19 protein-coding genes are annotated in these 22,060 nt (G+C 35.0%); 5 read left to right on the top strand and 14 right to left on the bottom strand.

The genetic code is table 11. The annotated features are described in order from the left end of the window. Positions 1-15 precede the first annotated feature (15 nt). On the bottom strand, positions 16-384 hold the full coding sequence (locus tag EG814_RS21355) for a DDE-type integrase/transposase/recombinase (RefSeq protein ID WP_206430297.1): 369 nt from the start codon (positions 382-384) through the stop codon (positions 16-18). A 14-nt stretch (positions 385-398) separates the two neighbouring features. Here EG814_RS21355 and EG814_RS09475 point away from each other — a divergent pair, with 14 nt between their 5' ends. Then, positions 399-644, top strand: a complete 246-nt coding sequence (locus EG814_RS09475) for a ribbon-helix-helix domain-containing protein (RefSeq protein WP_125721233.1) — start codon at positions 399-401, stop codon at positions 642-644. Positions 645-651: 7 nt separating this feature from the next. Next, the gene (locus tag EG814_RS09480; RefSeq protein ID WP_235830947.1) at positions 652-915 is read left to right on the top strand and encodes a type II toxin-antitoxin system RelE/ParE family toxin; all 264 of its coding nucleotides are present in this window, start codon (positions 652-654) and stop codon (positions 913-915) included. Between the two features lie 546 nt (positions 916-1,461). Here the strand turns inward: EG814_RS09480 and EG814_RS09485 are convergent. Together EG814_RS09485 and EG814_RS09490 are read right to left on the bottom strand one after the other, a co-directional pair. Next, positions 1,462-2,394, bottom strand: a complete 933-nt coding sequence (locus EG814_RS09485; protein WP_125721237.1) for an ISAon1 family transposase — start codon at positions 2,392-2,394, stop codon at positions 1,462-1,464. Further along, on the bottom strand, positions 2,375-2,740 hold the full coding sequence (locus EG814_RS09490) for an ISAon1 family transposase N-terminal region protein (RefSeq protein WP_125721239.1): 366 nt from the start codon (positions 2,738-2,740) through the stop codon (positions 2,375-2,377). The genes EG814_RS09485 and EG814_RS09490 overlap by 20 nt, the downstream gene beginning before the upstream one ends. A gap of 137 nt (positions 2,741-2,877) precedes the next feature. Here EG814_RS09490 and EG814_RS09495 point away from each other — a divergent pair, with 137 nt between their 5' ends. Continuing rightward, on the top strand, positions 2,878-3,429 hold the full coding sequence (locus EG814_RS09495) for a biliverdin-producing heme oxygenase (RefSeq protein ID WP_125721241.1): 552 nt from the start codon (positions 2,878-2,880) through the stop codon (positions 3,427-3,429). Between the two features lie 263 nt (positions 3,430-3,692). On the opposite strand, the gene EG814_RS09500 is transcribed toward EG814_RS09495, so the two are convergent. Next, positions 3,693-4,160, bottom strand: a complete 468-nt coding sequence (locus EG814_RS09500) for a response regulator (protein WP_125721243.1) — start codon at positions 4,158-4,160, stop codon at positions 3,693-3,695. A 431-nt stretch (positions 4,161-4,591) separates the two neighbouring features. Between EG814_RS09500 and EG814_RS09505 the strand changes: the two genes are divergently transcribed. Beyond that, positions 4,592-5,119 (top strand): RBBP9/YdeN family alpha/beta hydrolase, encoded by a 528-nt coding sequence (locus EG814_RS09505; protein ID WP_125721245.1) that lies wholly within the window; start codon positions 4,592-4,594, stop codon positions 5,117-5,119. Between the two features lie 246 nt (positions 5,120-5,365). Then, positions 5,366-6,004: an HAD family hydrolase gene (locus tag EG814_RS09510; protein ID WP_125721247.1), complete on the top strand. Its 639-nt coding sequence runs from the start codon at positions 5,366-5,368 to the stop codon at positions 6,002-6,004. Between the two features lie 66 nt (positions 6,005-6,070). Here the strand turns inward: EG814_RS09510 and EG814_RS09515 are convergent, their stop codons facing one another. From EG814_RS09515 to EG814_RS09560, 10 genes are all read right to left on the bottom strand, one after another. Then, complete coding sequence (locus EG814_RS09515; protein ID WP_125721249.1) at positions 6,071-7,234, bottom strand: PepSY-associated TM helix domain-containing protein; 1,164 nt, start codon at positions 7,232-7,234, stop codon at positions 6,071-6,073. Between the two features lie 125 nt (positions 7,235-7,359). Further along, complete coding sequence (locus EG814_RS09520; RefSeq protein ID WP_235830948.1) at positions 7,360-8,592, bottom strand: DUF4374 domain-containing protein; 1,233 nt, start codon at positions 8,590-8,592, stop codon at positions 7,360-7,362. A gap of 25 nt (positions 8,593-8,617) precedes the next feature. Beyond that, positions 8,618-11,011, bottom strand: a complete 2,394-nt coding sequence (locus EG814_RS09525) for a TonB-dependent receptor (protein WP_125721253.1) — start codon at positions 11,009-11,011, stop codon at positions 8,618-8,620. A 67-nt stretch (positions 11,012-11,078) separates the two neighbouring features. Then, a complete protein-coding gene (locus EG814_RS09530; protein ID WP_125721255.1) occupies positions 11,079-11,756 on the bottom strand; it encodes a hypothetical protein in 678 nt (225 codons plus the stop codon). Next, positions 11,753-12,340, bottom strand: coding sequence for an RNA polymerase sigma-70 factor (locus EG814_RS09535; protein WP_125721257.1), 588 nt, complete (start codon positions 12,338-12,340; stop codon positions 11,753-11,755). The genes EG814_RS09530 and EG814_RS09535 overlap by 4 nt, the downstream gene beginning before the upstream one ends. 479 nt (positions 12,341-12,819) lie before the next feature. Continuing rightward, positions 12,820-14,823: a protein-disulfide reductase DsbD family protein gene (locus EG814_RS09540; RefSeq protein ID WP_125721259.1), complete on the bottom strand. Its 2,004-nt coding sequence runs from the start codon at positions 14,821-14,823 to the stop codon at positions 12,820-12,822. 251 nt (positions 14,824-15,074) lie between these two features. Continuing rightward, a complete protein-coding gene (locus EG814_RS09545; RefSeq protein WP_125721261.1) occupies positions 15,075-17,864 on the bottom strand; it encodes a M16 family metallopeptidase in 2,790 nt (929 codons plus the stop codon). Between the two features lie 121 nt (positions 17,865-17,985). Then, positions 17,986-19,119: a TlpA disulfide reductase family protein gene (locus tag EG814_RS09550; protein WP_164515304.1), complete on the bottom strand. Its 1,134-nt coding sequence runs from the start codon at positions 19,117-19,119 to the stop codon at positions 17,986-17,988. Between the two features lie 263 nt (positions 19,120-19,382). Further along, positions 19,383-20,585 (bottom strand): TlpA disulfide reductase family protein, encoded by a 1,203-nt coding sequence (locus EG814_RS09555; protein WP_125721265.1) that lies wholly within the window; start codon positions 20,583-20,585, stop codon positions 19,383-19,385. Positions 20,586-20,650: 65 nt separating this feature from the next. Continuing rightward, on the bottom strand, positions 20,651-22,054 hold the full coding sequence (locus EG814_RS09560) for a RagB/SusD family nutrient uptake outer membrane protein (protein ID WP_125721267.1): 1,404 nt from the start codon (positions 22,052-22,054) through the stop codon (positions 20,651-20,653). Between the last annotated feature and the right edge of the window lie 6 nt (positions 22,055-22,060).

Genomic DNA, 22,060 nt, shown 5'->3' on the forward strand with positions numbered 1-22,060 from the left:
AACACTACTTCTTTTTCATGCTGTTAAACCATGGAGCTGTATAAAACTGCTCGCCAATTTAAAGAATGATTTAAAAATAGATATCCCTCGCCCTACCATTTGATTCTTTTTCAGAATATGCACTACTTCAATTCCGCTTAGCGTCCGTTTGGCCGATTCAAAACTTTTATAACCTAATCTATTTTGAATGCGCCACTTAATGAACCGATGGTCTTGTTCGACAATATTGTTGAGATATTTACACTCTCTAATTTTAATCTTTGAGAAAAGAACGCAGTTGATACCTTTTTTGCAAGTAAAAGCTAAGGCGCTTTTCGGAATACAAGTTTTTGACAGAATCTTTTTGTATTTTATTTTATTTGGTGTAAATTTACACCAATTCAAAAGCTTTTATTATTATGACACGACAAAGTATATCATTGACAGCTCCAAATGAAGAATGGTTAAAAAATCAAGTTAACTCAGAAGAGTTCAGCAGCAAAAGTGAAGCTATTAACTATTTAATCAAAAAAGCACGTTCGCAAGAAGAGTTTTATGACTTCGTTAGAGCTAAAATAGATAAGGGAGAAAAAAGCGGTTTCACAAAAAAACAAACTAGAGAGGAAATGTTAGCCGAGTTTAAAAAGGGTTTGGGAGATGTATAGCTATTATTTGAGTAGCGAAGCCAAAGAAGATTTAAAAAGAATTTATTACTATGGTGTCGGCAAGTTTGGAATAGATCAGGCTGACCACTATTTCAATATGTTTTACGATTGTTTTGACAAAATAGAACAAAATCCATTTTTATTTCCATCTGCCAACCACATCAAAAAAGGATATCGTTATTGTGTTTGCGGTGTAGATACGATTTACTACCGAATATATGGAGATGAACGAATAGATATTATTACTATTATTGGTAGGCAAGACTTTTAGAGTAGAAAAAGCTGGGTACCACATCTTTAAAACCACGTAGATCTGTTGGTAAAATAAAAAAACAGGACAAATCAATCAATTTTAAAATTTTACGCAATTATTGTAAAATCAAATTAAAACCACAAAAAAACAATACAAAAACTTTAAAATCAACACATTAAATAAAATATTCACACAACAAAAGTTTTATGGCAAAATCGTGGCACTTTAATTTTTAAAAATTATAAATGCAGGAAATATGCAGGTTTCAAGCGTTAGGTTCGAATCCTGCTCTCCCCACGGAAAGGCCAAAAAGGCGGAAAACTTAAGTTTTCAATCTTTTCAAAAAGCCCTAAAAAATGTCTTAAAGCCAGTAAATCCGATGATTTACTGGCTTTTTTGCTTTTAGAGCGTTTTGCATTCTTTTCAAAACTGCACAAAATTAAAGGATCAATACGAAAACCTGTGGAGCAAGACTAATTAAGGATCAATCCAAAAACCTGTGGAAGACTAAAATTATGCATAAAGATTAGTAAGTCTAAAGAGAAAGAATTCTACATTTCTAACTCATCTGAATTTTGCTCTAAAAGCTTTTATTTTTGCATTGAAAGATTCTGCTGAAGCATTTGTGCTTCTGTTGTCAAAATAGTTCAATATCGTCTGATAATGATTTGTTATAGTTCTGGATATTGCATTGAATGATTTAAATCCGACTTGATTTACTTTTTCATGCCATTTGGCGAGTCTGGCAAAAGCTATTATTTTATTACTTGTTTTCTCAAAAACAGTACGCAGATCTTGGGTCAGATTGTATGCTGTCTGAATATTGGGATATAATCCAAAGAGTATCTGAGCACGTTCTGCTTGATTTTCAGACCATTTACATTTGCTTTTGTATAAAAAATAACGGCTTCTTGCAAGAAGCTGTTTTAATGTGTCTCCGTTGCTAAGTATCTCAGGCTCGTATTTTCTGTTTGATTTCTTGGATTTCCCTATGGCTTCATTTTCAAGATCAATAGCCTGCCAGCGGTATTTAATCCTAATTTCCTGTAAAGCTTCCGTGGCCAGTTTCTGAACATGAAAACGGTCGGTAACCCGAACTGCATTAGGAAAACATTTTTTAGCAATCAGATTCATATTTCCAGCCATATCCAGAGTGATTTCTTTGACTTGGTTTCGCCGTTTTAAAGGTATTTTATCGATAACTTCTATAACTGATTCTGCTTTGGTTCCTGCCGCCATTGCTACAATTGTCCCCTTTCTGCCTCTTGCTGATTTATTGGTCACGATAGTATATAATTCTCCATTTGATAAAGAAGTTTCGTCTATTGATAAACGTCTGCCAATATTCTTAGGAAAAACAAGCCACTTTTTTGCGTGTTTCTTTTGATCCCAAATTTTAAAATCACTTAAAAAATCTTTATATTGATGAAGCAGATTTTTACCGTTTACTCCGTAAAAAGAAGCAATGGTGTTGCAATCATTTGGGCTGGAATCGATTGATTTCTTTTAAAAAAGAAGCAAACTCCTGGGTTACACGAGTTCCGTCTGCTACTAGATTCCAATCTCTGAAAACTACTTTTCCGGTATCTTCATTAAGCCATCTTCTGCGGGTAATGTGAAGATATACCTGATGTCCGCGGATTGGAAAATCCTGAACCGTTATTTCGTCAAAGAACACTTTTGAGCTTAATTTAGAAGCTCGATATTCTTTTGGAATCGAATTGATTTCTTTTAGATGCAAATGTAGAATCTCTTCTCCTTTTTCATAAGAAGTAAGTTCGAAATAATCAACGATAATTTCTGGCAACAATAACTTGAGAAGATCAATAAAAGAATCCTGCATTTTAAAAATATTTAAAATACAAAAATCGACTTTTTAATATTTCCCCACAACATTTAGACTTGATCCTATTTCTTCGAAAAAACATATTGTACTTAAAAGCTATTGCCTGTTGTTCAACTGATGTCAAAACTTGATTTATTTCCGAAGTAACGAAATCGGATAATCAGGAAACAGAGAAAAAAGTGGTACTTCGCATAAAAAACATTAGCAGTGACGCAGATTATATAGAACTTCTAAAATGCTTTTATGCTTATTTTAATGCGGTTGAAAAAGCAATAGCTCCTTACATCAATGCAGTATTATCTGATTACAGCGAACGTTGTGATTCATCCTACATCAAAACCGATATCGAAGAGTTAGGCGGCAGCATTGAAAATCTTCCTGCTGCTTCGGCGACTGAAATAAAAAATCCTATTCAGGCAATGGGCGCTTTATATGTACTTGAAGGTTCTATTATGGGTGGACCGTACATTGTACAGATGTTGCAGAAAAAAGGAATTGAAAAAGGATTTTCTTTTTTTAGCGGTTATGGAAATGAATCTGGCCAGAAATGGGCATCGTTCACCTCGGTTCTGAATATTCTTCCTCAAACTGAAACAGATATCGCAAATACAGTAGATGCAGCCCGCGAAACTTTCAAAAGGTTCGGCAATGTTTTTGAAATAGCAAGATCTATTGAGGTTCAATAACATCTCAAAAGAGCATAATAAATAAAAAGACAATTATAGTACCTTGATACCAAAGAAATAATACTTTTTTCAGGCGTTATACGATAGATAATCCAGCAATTGAATATCGAGCAGCTTTCAAGCCTCTCTGATCTTTCTATTAAATTATCTTTATCGCCTCTGAAAGAATCGTCTGTTACTGATATTAAATAATCGTAGCAAGGATTTTTTTAATTCTATTACGTAAATTGAACAAAACAGCTCCTGTGAAGGGGCTGTTTTTGTTAAAGTACATTCATCTTTTTGGCAACCAGAAGAAAGTTTTTTTTATTTCGTAGCGCCGTTTTCCAGTCTATCGCCAGTATTTCTGCAAGCATTTCTTTAAGATGTTGAAATGAGCCGGGTTTAACCGCATAAAAGTCAGCACCAAGTTTATAAGATATTTCAATATGCATCGTGCTGCTGCTGGTAGAAAACATAATTATTTTCATGTCGTGGTAACTGTCACTGTCCTTAATTTCTTTCAGGCATTCAAAGCCGTTTTTCAGGGGCATATTGATATCGAGAAATAAAATTTCTGGCTGATCTGTTTGGGATCTACGAAGATCGTCTAAAAGCTGCTGTCCGTCTTGGGAAACCTTGACCGTTATATCAGGATGCAGTTCTCTGACTACTTCCAAAAACAATATACTATCATCCTCATCATCCTCTGCCAGAAAAATAGTCATGGGAAAATTGCGCTCTTGTGCCATAGCTTAAAAAAATTATGCAGTTAGATAAATAATTAACAAATCCGCAAAAATTTATACCGGGGGGCAATATAAGCTTTTGTAAAGTGCAGCATTGGAGAACCTTCCAGATGCAAACCAACATCATAAATGTAAGAAAAATTTTCTTTACTCAAAACTAAAAAATACAAAAAGTTTGATTTTAAGATACTTATAAAAAAATAAAGTTTTCAAAAGTATTTCTCGATTATGCGGTAAAGATACAATTAGCGAAAGATTATTTATTTAAAGTAATTCGGCTAAGTGGCTTTCATTTTTTTATTTTAAGCAGTGGTTAAATTTAGCTATTGCGCCACTAAATCCCATTCTTTATTTTTACAGAAATTAAAAATGCGAATTTACAGTATTGCCTTGAGGCGTGCAAATATTGCTAAAACCAAAAAGAAAATTTATAGATGACTAATTACTTAATCGTACCCGGTTTGGGTAATTCAGGAGAGAATCACTGGCAGACCTATTTTGAAAATTCAGGAAAAAATTTCTATCGAGTTGAACAGAAGGAATGGGAAAAACCTGCTTGTGAAGACTGGATTGAGGCTATTGAAAAAAAAGTATCGGAATTTGATCCTTCATCAGTTGTGCTGATCGGACACAGTTTAGGATGTTCGACAATTGCACACTGGGCAGCAAAATACAAGAGGAAAATCAAAGGAGCCATGCTTGTAGCTCCAAGTGATCTGGAAGCTCCCCAGTATACTTTTCCCGCTACAGGATTTGCTCCGATTCCTTTAGATCAAATTAACTTTCCAACCATAATTGTGGCAAGCGCAGATGATGTATGGGTTTCACTTGAACGCGCGAGGTTTTTTGCTGAATGCTGGGGAAGTAAATTTATCAACATTGGAAATGCAGGACACATCAATGCGGCATCTGGACACACTAGCTGGGAGGAAGGTCGTCAAATACTAAAGACTATTTCCTAACTCAATTTATCTGTTTTTCTAAAACTAAAAATACGTTATAAAAGCAGAACAAAATCCTTGTGATTTTCTTCTGTTTAAATACAGACTATTTATTAGAATCAATTCTTAACATCAATAAAATAGGCTCTTAAAACGGATTTTGTATATTTGGATTCTAAATTTATATACTCCAATTATGAAATCCGCTTTAGGTCGCATTGTCATCCTTATTGAAGATTACGATATTAAATGATACTAAAGTAACATATGAAAAATAAAGAAGCTGTAATATTTGATATGGACGGCGTAGTTATAAATAGCGAACCTTTCTGGCTCAAGGCAGAGAATGAAATATTCAGTTCTTTAGGTGTAAAACTTTCTGATTCGGACTGCCAGCTTACCAAGACCATGACGACTAGAGAAGTAACAAACTTCTGGTTTGCAAAATATCCGTGGGATAATTTTTCATTAGAAGAAGTCGAACAAATGGTAATCAGAAGAGTTGTTGAATTAATAAACACAGAAGATTGTTTTATAGAAAATGTAAGACCATTTATTGAACATTTAAAAAAAATGAATTACAAAATAGGTCTTGCAACAAATGCACCTGAATCATTTATTTCTGTAAGCTTGGAAAGAACCGGAATTCTTGACCTATTTGACGCAATTTCTTCATCTGAACATGAAAAACAGGGAAAGCCTAATCCAGCTGTATACCTGACAACAGCAAAAAAACTAAACGTTTTACCAGAAAAGTGTATCGTTATAGAAGACTCTTATCATGGTATGCAGGCTGGTAAAAATGCAGGAATGACTGTTGTTGCATTTACCAATGGCAATGAAAACCTATCCTTTGATATAGCAGATCTCGTACTGCATCATTACTCTGTTGACAACTACTGGTAAGCTCTATAAGTAGGCTTTATAACTTATAAAATGATTTTTACGATATGGGAGTTTGATATCTTTTCTCTATGATTTCAAATTGTCTTTTGCCAAACTTTTCTTCTTGTTTCTGCCCCACCAAATTAAGAAACCGCTTATGGGAAGAAAGGCACAAAACAACGAAACTACAGAAGCTAAAATTTTAGTTGGCAATCCGTAAATACTTCCTGTGTGAATAGCATAATTACTATTTCGCCATTTTGCTCCAAGTGTTTTATCCTTATGCGTTACTGTAAAATAGTTTTCTTTAGAATGACTGTTATACGTATAACTATCAGATTCATCCCATCCTGAGTTTCCTTTGTGCTTTACAAAAGAGGTTATCGGAATTGGAGTTTGGTCTAGTTTTTCAGGAATTGAAAAGCCTAAATTTGTCCAATCAGTTACATTTGCTTTTGTATGCTGTACAATGTACTCAAAAGGATTAGTTGCTCTTTCAGAATTTGCAATACTAATTTCTGGTGGCTTACTCCATACCTTGTCCGGATCATTTCCTAAAATAATATAAATTCCATTAGTCCACCAATTAAAAGTCCAGACAAGTCCTGTGATAGCAAAAATTAATATAAACAAGAAAGTATAGATACCGCCTATGTTATGAATGTCATAATTTTTACGTTTCCATCTTGTTGTTCTTTTCCAGCGAAACCACATTCTTTGCTTCAAAGCCGCTTTGTTTTTGGGCCACCACAAATAAATACCTGTAAGAACTAGAACAAAAATAAACAAGGTTGAAAATCCTACTATGTAATGTCCAATATCATAAGCCAATAATAAATTCTGGTGAAGCAATCTGAGATTAAAAATCCAGTCGTATCTTAAATCTACTTCTCCCAATTCTTTTCCTGTATACTGATCAATAAAAAAGAGGCTGTATATTTCGTAATCTCCGGCCGCGGTCCAGTGCGGTTTGGTATTTTCTTTATAACTGCTAAAACAATAGCTCCTACGCTTATCGCTTTTTATTTCTACATAATTGGCTTCAGGATGTTTCTTCCTAACAATAGATACGAGTGTGTCAAGCGGCAGAGCATTGTTTTTAATCTCGGGTACAAAATACTTTTCATTATGGTACCATAACGAAAGTTCTTCGTCCCAAACAAAAATACTGGCAGCAAACATACTTAGAAAAACAACCAGTCCGCATATCAGGCCAAGCCACAAATGTATTTTATTAAAAATCTTCCTCATATATAAATAATCCGGTCGTTATAATTTTATAGCCAAAATTTGCAGGAAAAAATGCTTGATGTTAAACCAAAAAATAGTCAGAATCTCTTCTGACTATTTTGGTTTATTGAAAAATTAAATTCTTTTTATTTAGTAGGATGTGGTGCAATTAACTGCACGCTCACTGATCCTCCTCCATCTAGAGTAAGACCTTTTTTAAACGCTCCAGCAGCATCTACTTCATAAATTGAAGCAATGTCATCTACAGGCGAGATCGCTGTATAGTATTTTCCTTGATATACTAGTGGTGAACGAACCATTGAAACTGGACTTAAAGGTGTATTAATTAAAGAAACAGTTTTATTCTTTAAATCAATTCTTACCAACTGTCCAACGTTTTTTAAACGGTCTCTCACAGAAGTCATTAATTCTTCATATTGAACGGTTCCGATTGCAATTCCGTTACCCATGTAATTTATTCCCATTAAACAAGCTTGTTTGCCAAGTGGCGTTGTTACATCGACAAAATAATCTTTGTCAAAATCTGCCTCACCTTTTTTGATGCGGACAACTCCTGATTTTCCGCCCATACCTGTCCAAAATTTACCAGCACTTGCTACAAAATAGTGGTTCCCTTCTTCATCTGTATCTAATGAGTGTAAATAATCGTAGCCAATACCTGCATCAGTTACCGTAGTTCTGATCACTTTCATATTAGTCATTGCAGGATAATCGTAAACCAAAGCTTTAACTCCGTCTGCGATGTAGCCCTTTGATTCGTTGTCATAGAAATACCCTCCTAAAATTAGTTTTCCATTATCAACATATGCTTTACCTACTGAGAATTGAACTCCTGCTTTTGCAGCATCATAAGGTACCGTCATGGTTCCTTTTGCTTCAATTACAAAGTCATTCAGCTTAATTCTTGCCCATCCGATCGTACCGTTATTTAGGTCAAGTCCTCCTAGAACCAGCATTGTATTATCATCTACAATATTTAAAGACTGAAAGTAATTTGGTACAACACCATCTGTCAAAATTGAAGCTTTTTCTTTTAAACTTCCGTCTTTACCCATTTCGTACTGAATGAATTTTTTCTGCGGAAGATTCATTAGATAAACATATTGTTTGTGCCAGATATAACGAGAACCATTAGCCTCTAATCCTTTTCCTTTAAAACTGAGGCTTCCTTCTGTTAATGAAGAGGCAGAAGCAATATACTGCAAGTCCTGAGTCCAGCTGGCAATAGTAAAATGTTCTGCGCTTGGTTCTGGTTCTATTTCTGGATCATCTGATTTTGAACTGCAAGATGTAAAAACTGCAGAAAATAAAAAGGCCGATGCCGCAATAAATAGTCCTTTTTGCAAAAATGATTTCATTTTCATTTCATTTAAATTTAGTTGGTTATTGTAAAAAATATCTAAGTTTCAGACTGAAAAACCTACCCGGTTTCTGCAGTAAAAAGTTATCATAAACCTGTTTGTTTAGTATATTTCGACAGGACGCATTTACGCTATATCGTCCTTGCCCAAAAGCATAGCCCAGCCCCGCATCCTGAACAAATTGTGTCGGGATGTACATTTTCTGAGACGGATTGCCCAGACTCGGCCAACCCAGATAATACTGATGTACATAATGCGTGCTGGCAAAAAAGGAAACTTTGGGCTTTATGCGAAACATCTCGTCTAAAAACAAACGGACTTCAGCATTTCCCATAATGTAAGGCGTGTTGCGCAAGCGGTCTTTGTACACGTGATTCGGAGCACCGTTTGTTTCAAAACGCTGCATATTTCTGATATCTTGATACGTAAAGTTGACAGACGCTTCAAATCCTTTTTTTCTAGAATAGTTTGCCTCAGCTTCAAAGCCAATTGTTCGCGTTTTTCCTAGATTTTCATACTTGGTAGTTCCCAATTGGTAACCTTCTCCCAGCCAGATAAAATTTTCGGTATTTCTAAAAAACAGATTTAGACCAAGATCCAGATTCTGAAAATTCCCTTCTATATTTTTTTGGATAGAAGCGTTGACATTTAAACTTCTTTCAGGTTGCAGATTTGGCGAATTTAGAATTGTATTTCCATTTCCTAATACTTCAAGTGCTTCTGGAAGTCTAGCAGCATTTTCTAAAGAAAATTTTAAACTGTATTTTCGCGGAAGCAGAAAAGTCGATGCATAACCAAAAGCCCAGACATTATCGCTGGTATTTTGATAGAACAATTCTTTATCACTTCCTCCATTATAATCGAAAGAAGTCACCGATGCATCATAGGCAAAATATTTAGCAAAGAAAATATTCGTCCATCGCCTATCCAGAAGAGAAACTTCGTAAGACAAACCCGCAATATGTTTGCTCAAATCCTGAGGAAACCTCAAAGGAATAGTCCATTCTGCCGTTGCGATTGGATCGTTACCTTTTCTTGAAGTGCCACTAAACACATAATTCAGATTAATTTGCAGATTATTTTTAATCTGATAAGCGAAATTTGCTCGCACCAGCTGTGTATCATCTTGAAAAGAATATATTGATTTTGAAGCTTTATAACTATTCATTTCACCGTTTGCCGCAGTAGCTATAACTTTTCCCGACCAGTCATATTTATAGGAGCTGGTATCTGTTGTGGTTCCTCTTAATTCATTTATAGAGGCATACAGATCAACATTTAAATTAGAAAATAAAAAACCCTTTTTTGAATATCTTAAAGACGGCATTATAAATTTCTCCTGATAACGTACATCACCATACACGTGAGCCATTGTTGTTCCTGTTTGAATACCTCGATCCTGATCGGATAAAGTAAATCCTAATAAGAAAACATCCGCCCATTTCACATTGGTAAATCCTACATCGGCTCTTAAAGTGTATGAACGGTAATCGTCATTAAATCTTTTAAATTTTGGATTTCCTGGAATGGGTCTTCCTCCCTCTCCTGCAACTTGTACTCCCGGCCCCCAGACAGGGTAATTATTCTCTGAATAATTGAAAAAAGAATTGGTCTGCACAGTAAAACCCGAGCTGCCACGCCACTTTGCCGATAATGCTGTACGATACGTATTAAAAGAACCTGCCGTTTGTGATATATCAAGATAATTTTTAGATCGAGTTTTAGTCACAAGATTAATAGAACCGCCTAGCGCATCGCCTCCAAATGCAACCGGAGTAACGCCTTTGTAAATTTCGATTCTGTCAATGGTGTTGATTGCAAAATTGTTGATGCTGAATGACGAACCAAAATTCTCCATGGGAATACCGTCTACAAATATTTTTACTGCCTTACCTGATAATCCGTTTATCGAATAATTAAAATCTGAACCCATGCCTCCTGTTTCCTGCACTCGTACTCCGGATGTCCCGTCTAGTAAACGGTTCATATCTACGTCACGCTCAGCAAGTTTCTTGGCATTGATTACTGAAACTGCAAATGGCTGTTCTTTCACTTTTGTTTCGATAGTTTTTCCAACTAAATCAACAGATTTTAATGCCACTAAAGCAGATTTTAATATGATTATGATTTCTTCTTTCTTCTTTTCTCCTGCCTTAACTTCTATTTCTTCCTCTCGATAACCATCCATTGATACAGCCAATCGGTATTTTCCTGAAGTTATATTCTCAAAAGCAAATTGACCCGTGCCGTTTGTTTTCACTACACTACCAGTATTCAGAATACGGATTGTCGCACCATCCAAAGGCTGATTATCCTCTCCCAAAACATAGCCAATTATTGTAACATTATTCTGAGCATCTGCAGTTCCATAAACCGCTAAAAAAACAATCAAAAAAAAGAATCTGTAAAATTGCATAATCTGTATCTAAGTCGATAACTTCTCCATTATGGCAGTATCGCTCTGCTTATATATTTAAAGGCGTTTATAAATTAAATCTATTTGACAGTCTAGAGCTAAACACTCTTGGCAGACCTTCTGCTATTTCATCATTAGTTGCTGTTATTACATTATATTCATCATCTGTCATTGCAAGATAGGTTTGTCCTTTTCGCAATTTTACTTTATCTTGGTAGGTATCGTCACAGCTTGAAGTGCCGGTACCAATGTTAAATTCTTGCGTTGTAGCAGAATCACTGCTAACAGAAACAGCCCCGCAAAATTCTATGTTAGCCGCTTCTCCAAAAAAATCTGTTGAAATATTGCATTGGCTTCCTGGTTCAACCAAAAAAGAAAGACTGCCGATATTAATTTTCTTTACCTCCTGGCCATTCATATTGTTTACCAAAATATCTGATCGGAAGGATTCTGGACTAATGTAATTCGCACTTATAATTCCGAATAAAGCACATGCTGCCGTGCTAACCACTGCATAGAGAATTCTAACAGGGAATTTGGATTTGGCATGTATAGTTTGAGACGCAATTTCATTCCACATCTGCTCTTTTAGCTCTGGCTTTTGCAGATATAAAACAATCTCACTGTCAGAATCGGATACACTTAGCCATTGCTCAACCATTGCTTTTTCAGCGGCATCACATTCGTTACGTGCATACTTTTCTAATAAATTTGATGTTATTAAGACTTTCATGAGCTTTGTCATATAATTATATAGTTGCATAAGTCATCCGTAACCCTACATAGAGGAGTAAAAAAAATAAATAAAGTGCGGAAAACTTTTAAATGATTTCGGATATGTCTGAGCGCTCTGGTCATATTGCCTTCAACAGCTTTCTCAGTAATGGTGAGCGTGGCGGCAATTAACCGGTTATCCATTCCCTGTTCACGGCTCATTAAATAAACCTGCCGGCAGCGTTCTGGAAGACTATTAATCGCTGATTGGAGTTCCTCAAAGAGATTTTTGTGTAAAATATGCTCTTCAGTGTTATTCGATACTGTATCCAATTCGGCGGAATAAACAACATCAAACTTGGCCTTAGAAGCCTTCCTTCGATGATACTCTAAAATTTTAAGTTTGGCTGCACCGTAGAGATATCCTTTCATAGAAGTCTCTATCTGCAGCTCATCACGTCTTTCCCAGATACTAATAAAAATGAGCTGTACAATTTCTTTTGCTCCTTCTTCGTCACCGCAATGATGCCGGCAGAAGGAGAACAATTCATCCCAATACAAATCATATATCTCGGGAAAATTTTGGGCATTAATGCTAAGATATTTTTCCTTCATAAAAATTATTATATCTCGCAAAAATATTTTATTTAGACTAAATAAAATTAAAAAACATTAATATTATCCAAATAATAAATTAAAAATCTAACAATTACAAAGCTATTATACTAATTACAAAAATCTAAATTTTAAGGACAAAACAATCATTTGAACAAAATGCTGCCTATTTTACACTCAAAGCGGATTAAGTCTTAAAAGCAAAAAAACTATAAAGCCAACACTTTATATTTTAAAAATAAAAACAAAATTTTATTAGAATTACCAAGCATTAACGCTTTAAAAAACGGATAAATCAGAATACACAAGCATTCCAGAATTTAGATTCAAATCTTGCACTCTCCTCAAAAAGTTCAATATTTATATTAGGACTTTTTGTATAGTATTAGAAAAATAAAAAACCTGCAAATTATAGGATTTGCAGGTTTTTTTATTTTTAAGGCAATATTCAAAGCTATTACAATTTCATAAAAAAAATTTTACTTTTTAAAATTCTGAACCCCACTCTGTAACCAACTATAATATTCTTCAATATTCGGATTATAAGCTGACGGCTCAGTTAAATTTGCACTTTTATGATCAACAATCACGTAAAACGGCTGTGCATTGGCTTTATAGGTTTTAATTTGTAAATCGCTCCATTTATTACCAATAGTTTTGATTTTCTTTCCAGTTGTTTCAGAAACATATTGTTCGTTTTCTGGAAGCTCTTTTTTATCGTCTACATAAAGTGAAATCAAAATCACATCGTTGTTTAAAACACCCAAAACTTTTGGATCTGACCAAACCAATTCTTCCATTTTTCGGCAATTTACGCAGGCATATCCAGTAAAATCTAATAAAACTGGTTTTCCTACTTTTTTAGCATATTCCATTCCTTTGTTGTAATCATGGAAAGTGATAATATTCTGTGGACCGTGTTCTGCGCCTTCTGGTAAAGAACCTGTTATTTTTAATTCGGAATTACCCGAAACTCCGAGTCCGTTTGGAGATTCACTGTAATGCATTGGAGGTGGAAATCCGCTGATTAACTTTAACGGCGCGCCCCAAAGTCCTGGAATTAGATAGATCGTAAAACTTAAAACAATTAATCCGAAACCTAATCTTCCAACCGAAATATGATTTAGCGGAGAATCATGTGGCAATGTAATTTTTCCGAATAAATAAAAAGCTAGCATTCCGAAAACGGAAATCCAAACCGCCAGAAAAACTTCTCTTTCTAACCAATGCAATTGTAAAACCAAATCGGCATTGGATAAAAATTTGAAAGCCAAAGCCAATTCTAAAAATCCTAAAACTACTTTTACTGTATTCAGCCATCCGCCCGATTTTGGCAGTGCATTTAACCAGCCTGGAAAAGCCGCAAATAATGAAAACGGCAATGCAATGGCAATCGAAAATCCTAACATTCCGACAATCGGAGCGATTCCGCCTTTTGAAGCCGCTTCAACTAACAACGTTCCTACAATTGGCCCTGTACAAGAAAATGATACAATCGCTAAAGCTAATGCCATAAAGAAAATTCCAATTAACCCTCCTCTATCGGCTTGCGAATCGACTTTGTTGGCTAATGAACTTGGCAGAACAATTTCGAAAGCTCCCAAAAACGAACAGGCAAAAACGACCAATAGGATAAAGAAAATTAAGTTGAACCAAACATTTGTTGAAAGTGCGTTTAGCGAATCGGCACCAAAAACTGCGGTTACGATTGAACCCAATAAAACGTAAATAATCACGATTGAAAATCCGTAAATCATGGCATTTCTAATTCCTGCTGCTTTGCTTTTACTTTGTTTGGTAAAAAAACTTACCGTCATCGGAATCATCGGAAAAACGCAAGGTGTCAACAAAGCTGCAAAACCAGATAAAAAAGCTAAAATAAAAATGGTCAGCAATCCTCTCGATTCTGTTTTCTTTGGCGAATCTGTAATTTCTGTTGAATTTTTTTCTTGTTTCTCAGCAACCGTTTTTTCTGTAATTACAGAATCTTCTTTGACAATCGGAGTTTCTTCGGCGGAAGCCAATTTCTTTTCGCTCGGAATTTTAAACGTCAGTTCTTCTGTAGATGGCGGCAAACAATTGCTGTCATCGCAAACCATAAAATCTACTTCGGCAGCAATATTTGAAATATCGGCAGAAGTGAATTTGATTTTTTGAGTGAAAACGGCTTTATCTTCAAAATATTTAATTTTCATGTCGAAGATTTTATCGACCGTTTCGTGTCCCTTGTCTTCGCTCGTTTTTCCGATCAATTCGAATTTTTTCGGCTGATTCTTAAAAGTAAAAGCTGTTGGCGATGGGCCACCTTCTTCTATATATTGTCCGTACAAATGCCAGCCAGATTGTATCACGGCTTGGGCTTTTAAAATATATTCTTTATCTGAAATTTTTTCTACAGTTGTCGACCATTTTACCGGATTATACATTTGTCCGAACATGGAAACCGAGAACAATAACAGAATTGCAATTATGGTATTTCTCATTTGTTTTTTGGTTTGATTTGTTGAAAAAAAGAGCTGTCGGCAAAACAGCTCTTTTGGTCTTTCACAGAATTTGGCTTACTAATTCAGATTCTAAAAATGAAAATAATGAAAGACGACTATTAAAAATTTTAGATTGTTGATTTTAGATTTTAGATTATAACCTTTGTGGGTACTTACTGTAAAATAATCTGCCACAGATTATAAGATTAAAATGATTAATCAAAAAAATCCTTTAATCTGTGGCAAAAAAACTATTTCAAAGGCTCACCGTTTTTATCAAGCGAACCCGATTTAACAATAATCATTTTATCCAATTGAATGTATTTCTTAATCGCGTCGTTTACCTGCTGTAAAGTTGCTTTTTCGATATCTTTTGGATACTGATCGATGTAACTTGGCTCTAAACCTCTTTCGATAAAACTTAAAATCGTTCTCGCCATTCCGTTTGTGGTAGACATTCCTACTTTAAAACTTCCTATTAAGTTGGTTTTCTTGTTTTCCAATTCAGATGCTGTGATCCCTTCTTTTACCCATTTATCAACTTGAACCATAGTCGCATCTAAACCTTTTTCAAATAAACTTGGATTAAATGATGCGTTTACAAACCAGTAACCGCCTGTTTCTATATTTCCTCCTAAACCAGAAGAAATACTATAAGTTAAACCATCATTATCGCGTACAGTCTGCATTAAACGTCCTGCAAAACCTGCTCCTAAAGTATAATTTCCAATAAAAAACGGAATGTAATCTGCATCGGCTCTTTTTAATCCTGTAAACTGCCCAATGAATAATTCTGCACTTGGTTTTTCAGGAATGGTTACTAATTCTGTTTTTGCCGCAGCTTTTGTCGCTTCTTCAAATTTCAGTTTTTCAGTAACTCCTCCGTTCCAGTTTTTGAATGATTTTTTTAATGAGGCGTTTAAATTTGCTCCCTCCGTATCTCCTACAATTACGAGACGCATAGAAGCTGTTCCAAAATATTTTTTGTGGAAAGCTTTTACTTCATCCAAAGTTGCGTTTTTGATGTTTGCAATATTGTCTTCAACGCTTAAACTGTAATTTGGATTTCCTTTTGGATAAATGGCCTGAGATAAAGCAATGCTTCCTCTCTCGCCTGGATCATTCAAACCTTGTTGTGTATTTCCAATAAACTGCTGTTTCAAATTTTCGAATTCTTTAGCATCAAACAACGGATTTCTCAATTCTTCTGCTAATAAAGCAATTACTTGATCCAAATCTTTTTTCAGACATTTAAACCCAATATTTACTTTGAATGTAGAAGCATTTACATTTAAATTAACGCCTAATTTCTGCAGTTTTTCTGAAAATTTAAATTTGTCGTTCAGTGTTGTTCCTTTTGATAACATCGAAGCGGTTAAGGCTGGAATAATATCATTTTTAGTTTCGCTGGCATAATTTCCTAACGAAATGCTAGCGGCAACGGTAACGAAATCTTTTGCTGAAGTTTTAACTGAAACAACATCAATTCCAGATACTTTTTCTCTTTTGAAAGCAGAAGCTGATTTTTCGATTAGAATTTCCTCAGCAGTTATTTCTTCTACGGTATTTTTAATTGAGTTTGGAACTGATGATGTCTCTTCATGCATATGACCTTCCTCTGAATGTCTGTAATAAAACGGACCATTTTCTGGCATATAATTATTCGCTTTAGCTGAATCATTATTTTGATTTCCAGATTGTTTCGGAACAAAATATCCTGTTGTGCTTTGGTCTTCAACCAAATATTTATTGGCTACACGCAAAACATCTGCTGGAGTTACTTTTTTCAATCGGTCAACTCCTGTAACGTAATCTGTCCAATCTCCAGAAGCGATGGCTTCGTTTAGTTCTGATGCAATAACTCCAGAACCATCACGTGCTAAAATAGTTTGTGCGCTGATTTTTGCTACAACTCTATTTACCTCATCTTGAGTTACACCTTCTTTCTGAATTTTAGCTACGACTTCGCTAATTTTAGCATCGATATCTTCGTGTTTAGAAGTGGTTGGGAAACCAACGCCAATCGTGAAAAGTCCAACTTCTTTAAAGTTCGTTGCATTTGCATAAGAATAAATTCCTAAACGCGTGTCTACGAAAGTTTTATTTAAAATTGCTGAAGGTCCAACGCCAATAATCTCCCCTAAAATATTCAGTGCAGGAAGATCTTCATGTAATGCTCCCGGAATTTTATATGCTTTGTTTACAACGCCTAATTCTCCTGGTTTTTTTACGACAATTTTGCGAGCACCGTATTGTTCAGGCTCTTCTGTGTAAGGCTGAGGCATTACGTTTGGTGCTTTTGTGATTTTTCCGAAGTACTTTTCGATCAATTCAAAAACATTATCTTTTTTGAAATCTCCGATAATCGTTAAAGTAGCATTATCTGGCCAGTAATAGGTATTGTAAAAGTTTTTCAATACTTCAATCGGCGCTTTTTCGATATCCGATTTCCAACCAATTGTAGAATGATGGTATGGATGCGCGATATAAGCCGAAGCCCAGATTTCTTTGTCTAATAAACTATTCGGATTGTTTTCTCCACGCTCAAATTCGTTGCGAACCACCGTCATTTCTGCTTCTTTATCTTCTTTCAACAATAAAGAATTTCGCATTCTGTCGGCTTCAATTTGAAGCGCCAATTCAATTTTATCACTTGGCAAAGTTTCAAAATAATTGGTTCTATCGTACCAAGTTGTCGCATTTAATTGTGCTCCAGTATTTTGGAGAACATCAGTAATGGTATTTCCGTTTTTCTTGTTGAAAGTTGGCGTTCCTTTAAACATTAAATGTTCTAAAAGGTGTGTCGATCCAGTGTTTCCTAAAACTTCATGTTTAGAGCCTACTCGATATACAATTTGTACAGTTGCAACAGGCGAAGCATTGTCTTGCAAAAGCAAAACATTCATTCCGTTTGGCTGGTATAAATATTCTTCAATTCCGCCTAATTCTTTAACTTTCTTGAAGTTAACCGATTTGCCTTGCGCTGACATAAGGGCGCAGAATGCTAGTGAGCAATAGCCCAGAAAGATGTATTTTTTCATTTTTTTGAAGTTTTTATTGGAGTGTTCTGTATCTAGTGTTCAGTGTTCAGGTCTTTAGTGTTCAGTTACAATTCGGTATCGGACTGAACACTAAAAAACTGATCACTGAATACTTAACTATTTACGATTTGCTAAAAATTTCTTTCAATTTAGATTGCAATTCAGCTTCTCTAAGGTTTTTAGCTACGATTTTCCCGTCAGGTCCGATTAAGTAGTTCGTTGGAACCATTTTTACACCGTACAAAACAGCAGCTTCATTCTGCCATCCTTTTAAATCAGAAACATGTGTCCAAGTTAAGCCGTCTTTTTCGATTGCTTTTTCCCAAAGTTTCTTTTTGTCGTCTAGAGAAACTCCCAAAACATCAAACCCTTTGTCATGATACGTTTTGTAAGCTAAAACTACGTTTGGATTTTCTTTTCGGCATGGACCGCACCAAGAAGCCCAAAAATCTACTAAAACATATTTTCCTTTGTAATCTGATAATTTCACGACTTTTCCGTTAATATCCGTTTGAGAAAATTCAGGAGCAGCAACACCAATCGCTGTTTTTTCGTTAAGATCAATAGACGCTTTTAATTTTTTTCCGTAAAAAGATTTTTGCATTTCTGGAGATAAGATTCCGTAATATTCTTTTACTTTTTCAGGAGTTCCGTAAGACACAATTCGGTCTTCAATTACCAAAGCTCCTCCTAAATTATCTTTATTTTTTCTAATGAATTTGTCTGTTAGATCATCCGCGAAAGCGCCCAAATCTTTCCATTTTTTATCCATCATCGCTTGCTGTTCTGCAGTCAGTTTTACTTTTCCGCCTTGTGTCAATGAATCAGATAATTTGTAAATCGGACCAGCAATAGCTTGTATTTTTTTGAATTCGTTATCGTAGTACGATTTGTAGAATCCGTTTTGTGTAGCTCCTGTTACCTTTGCATTAAAAACAGAATCTTTTTTTGCCTCAAGTGTTATGTCTTCATTATCTAAAAGAAAATACGCTCCGTATTCCTGCCCTTTAATTTTTATTGTATGAAATAAAGGCTCTCCCGTTTTTCCAGTAAAAGAAAATGCACCTTCTTTTACCTCAGCAGAATCGATAATTTTTTTATCTCCTTTTTCGTCTGCATATTCTAGATAAACCATGCCTTTATCTAATCCGGCAATTTTACCATTGATTGTGTAGCCTTCATTTTTAGCGCAAGAAGTAAGCGCTGTCGCGATCGCTAAAGCGAATAGGCTCGATTTTAAAACTTTACTTTTCATGTTATATTTTTTTGTTTGTTTATTGCGATATTTTTTATTTAAACACATAGAATCATAGATTTTATAGGGCCATCAAAGGCGTTTCACTTATTAGAATAAACATAGCTTTCTATGTGTAGAAATAATTTTCTCTTTTTAGATCTTTTTATTTTTGAACTACAAAAACTATTTCTCTATGTGTTTCAAGATTATAGGTCAAGTTATATTGTAACTGAACACAAAAAAACTGACCACTGACCACTATAAATTGACCACTAAAATTCTTAAGATTTCATAAGTTCTTTCAATTTCGCGTCCAATTCTGCACCTCTTAAATTGTCTCCGATAATTACACCTTTACTATCCACTAAATAAGTTGCTGGAATGGTTTTTACATTGAATGCTTTGCTTACTTTATCATCATCATATAAATTTGGCCATTGCATATTTTCTTGACCTAGTGCTTTTTGCCACGCTTTTTCGTCACTATCAATCGAAATACTTAAGATTTCAAATCCTTTATTTGAATATTCTGTGTAAGCTGTTTTTAAATTCGGAATTTCTTTTCGGCAAGGCGCGCACCACGAAGCCCAAAAATCTACTAAAATGTATTTTTTTCCTGCAACAATATCTTTTGCATTTAATGTTTTTCCGTCTTTATCTTTTAATCCAAAATTGGCAATGCTTGTTCCGATTAATGATTTTGGATTCAAATCTTTATCCACAACCTGACCATAATAGCTTTGTTTTGCTGCTGGAGAAAATTGCTCGTAAATCGGTTTTTGTTCTGGAGTAAAATAGCTGTATTGCGTTATCATAAAAAATGGCCCCCACCAGTTTGTTTTATGTTTGGCAATAAGATCTAATGTTGTTTTTTCTACTTTAGCGAAAAAAGCTTTTTCTTTTACTTCAAAAGCTTTCCATTCTGGAGTATTTGCAATTGAATCCATTACTTTTTTATTTCCAGCAACTCTAGCATCTGAATACAATTTGCCTAATTCTTCAGTCCCTTTATGATATTCGGCATAATCATTATTCAATTCTTCTTTAAAAGCAGTTTGCTTCAAATAATAATCATGAGATTTTGATCCCGCAATTACTACATTTTTAAATGAAATCCATTCTCCTTCATTATCTGAAACTGATCCAGTCGCTGTAATTTTTATTTTTGAATTTTCGACCATTACAGAAATATTTCCTTTGTTTTTACCAAAGACAACATAGAAAAAACGAGGTTCCTTTAATTTTCCTTCAAAAGTAAATTTCCCGTCTTTTAATGCCGTTTCAGCAACTGGCAGTTCAGATGAATGTGTGGCGCCCGGAATCAATTTTACAGCTGTTCCGTCGGTTAAACCAGTAATATTTCCTTCAAGAGTATAAGAAGAAGATTGAGCTGGTGCCGTTTTTTTCTTTTGTGCTTGAATGTTTATCGAAACCATAAACAAGCAGATGCATAATCCTACTATTTTATTTTGAATTGCTTTCATTTTTGATTGCTATTTTTAGAAAAGCTTCCCTTTCGAGATTCCTAACCAGGAAGCTTTTTAAGTTATTATTTTTCTACGTTTTGTGTTATTGTTCCATTTCCTGGATTTTTCGTTGCTCCTTGCGGGAAAGGCGATGTCCATAAATGAGAATCTGATTTTAAAGTATATGTAGTTCCGTTTGCTGTTTTTGTGAAACTAACTGGATAGAGACCTTCCGCATTTAAACGGCGTGCATCTGCATAAGGAATCAACGTATTAATAAGTTCATTGCTTTTGGTTCTGTAAATCGCTTTTAAAGCCGTTGCTTTATCTGTAGTTGCGATGTCCTGATAAGAAGCTGGAAGAATACGCGTTTTACGAATTGCATTTAAAATTGCTAATGCTTCACTGATTTTATTATCACGTGCCAAACACTCGGCTTTAATTAAATAAACCTCAACAGTTGTAAGTCCGCCAAAATTGTACATTCCTGACAATATCGAATAGTAATACGTATCAGCACCTACGGTTCTTATTTTCCAACGAGATTTTAAACGTGCATCTCCAGTTTCAAAACGTGCTGCTCTTTCTACTGGTATGCTTGGTTCTCTTCCTAACGAACGACTTGAACCATGTCTAAAAAAATAGTTTTCGGTATAATTATAGCCCATTGGCGATACTGAAGTTGTATAGGAATTTGGCACATCTATAATACTTTTATTGGCTTCGTAAAAAGCTACCCAATCAAAGAGCTTATTATTTTCTGCCAATGCCAAATCGGCATATTTTAGAGCTTCTGTGTAGTTACTCATTTGTAGATAAACTCTTGAATAAAAAGCGTAACCTGCTCCTAAATTTGGATGCAAAGCGGTTTGAGAAACCTTTGGCAAATACGGTAAAGCTTCTTTGACATCATTCAGGATAAAATCATACATTTCCTGAATGGTTACTTGTTTACTAGGCGCGTTAATATCAGCGCTGGTAATCAACGGAACTGATAATTTTGTAGAAGCTGTAGAAGCAACATAAGTATCTGCATAAAAATTAGTCACATAAAAAAAGTTCATGGCACGCATTATTTTTGCTTGTGCCCAAACCAGTCTCTGTTCTTGCTCAGTCGCTTGAGTTGTCGAAAGCGCATTTTCAATAATTAAATTAAAAGCTGAAATTCCGCTATAAGCTGTATAATAATACGATTCGTCTGATACCTTTATTGCAATACGATCTGCATTTTCGTCCCACATATAGTTGGCATTATACAATCTATTGCTTGTTAATGAAGCGGCAGTTACAAATTGGTCATTTAGTACGTGTGTAGCTCCTAGAATATCCAATCTTGTGTTGTATTCATCGCGCAAAAAAGCTTCATAATCTGCTAATGTTTCTGGCGATTTTGCTCCTTTTGGCACATCGTTCAAATAGTCTTCGCAAGATGCCAAAGTCAATCCTAAAGCCAATAAGCACGCTACTTTTTTATATATATTTTTCATCGTCTA

It is taken from the genome of Flavobacterium ustbae, assembly GCF_003946915.1.
In the GTDB taxonomy this organism is placed as follows: domain Bacteria; phylum Bacteroidota; class Bacteroidia; order Flavobacteriales; family Flavobacteriaceae; genus Flavobacterium; species Flavobacterium ustbae.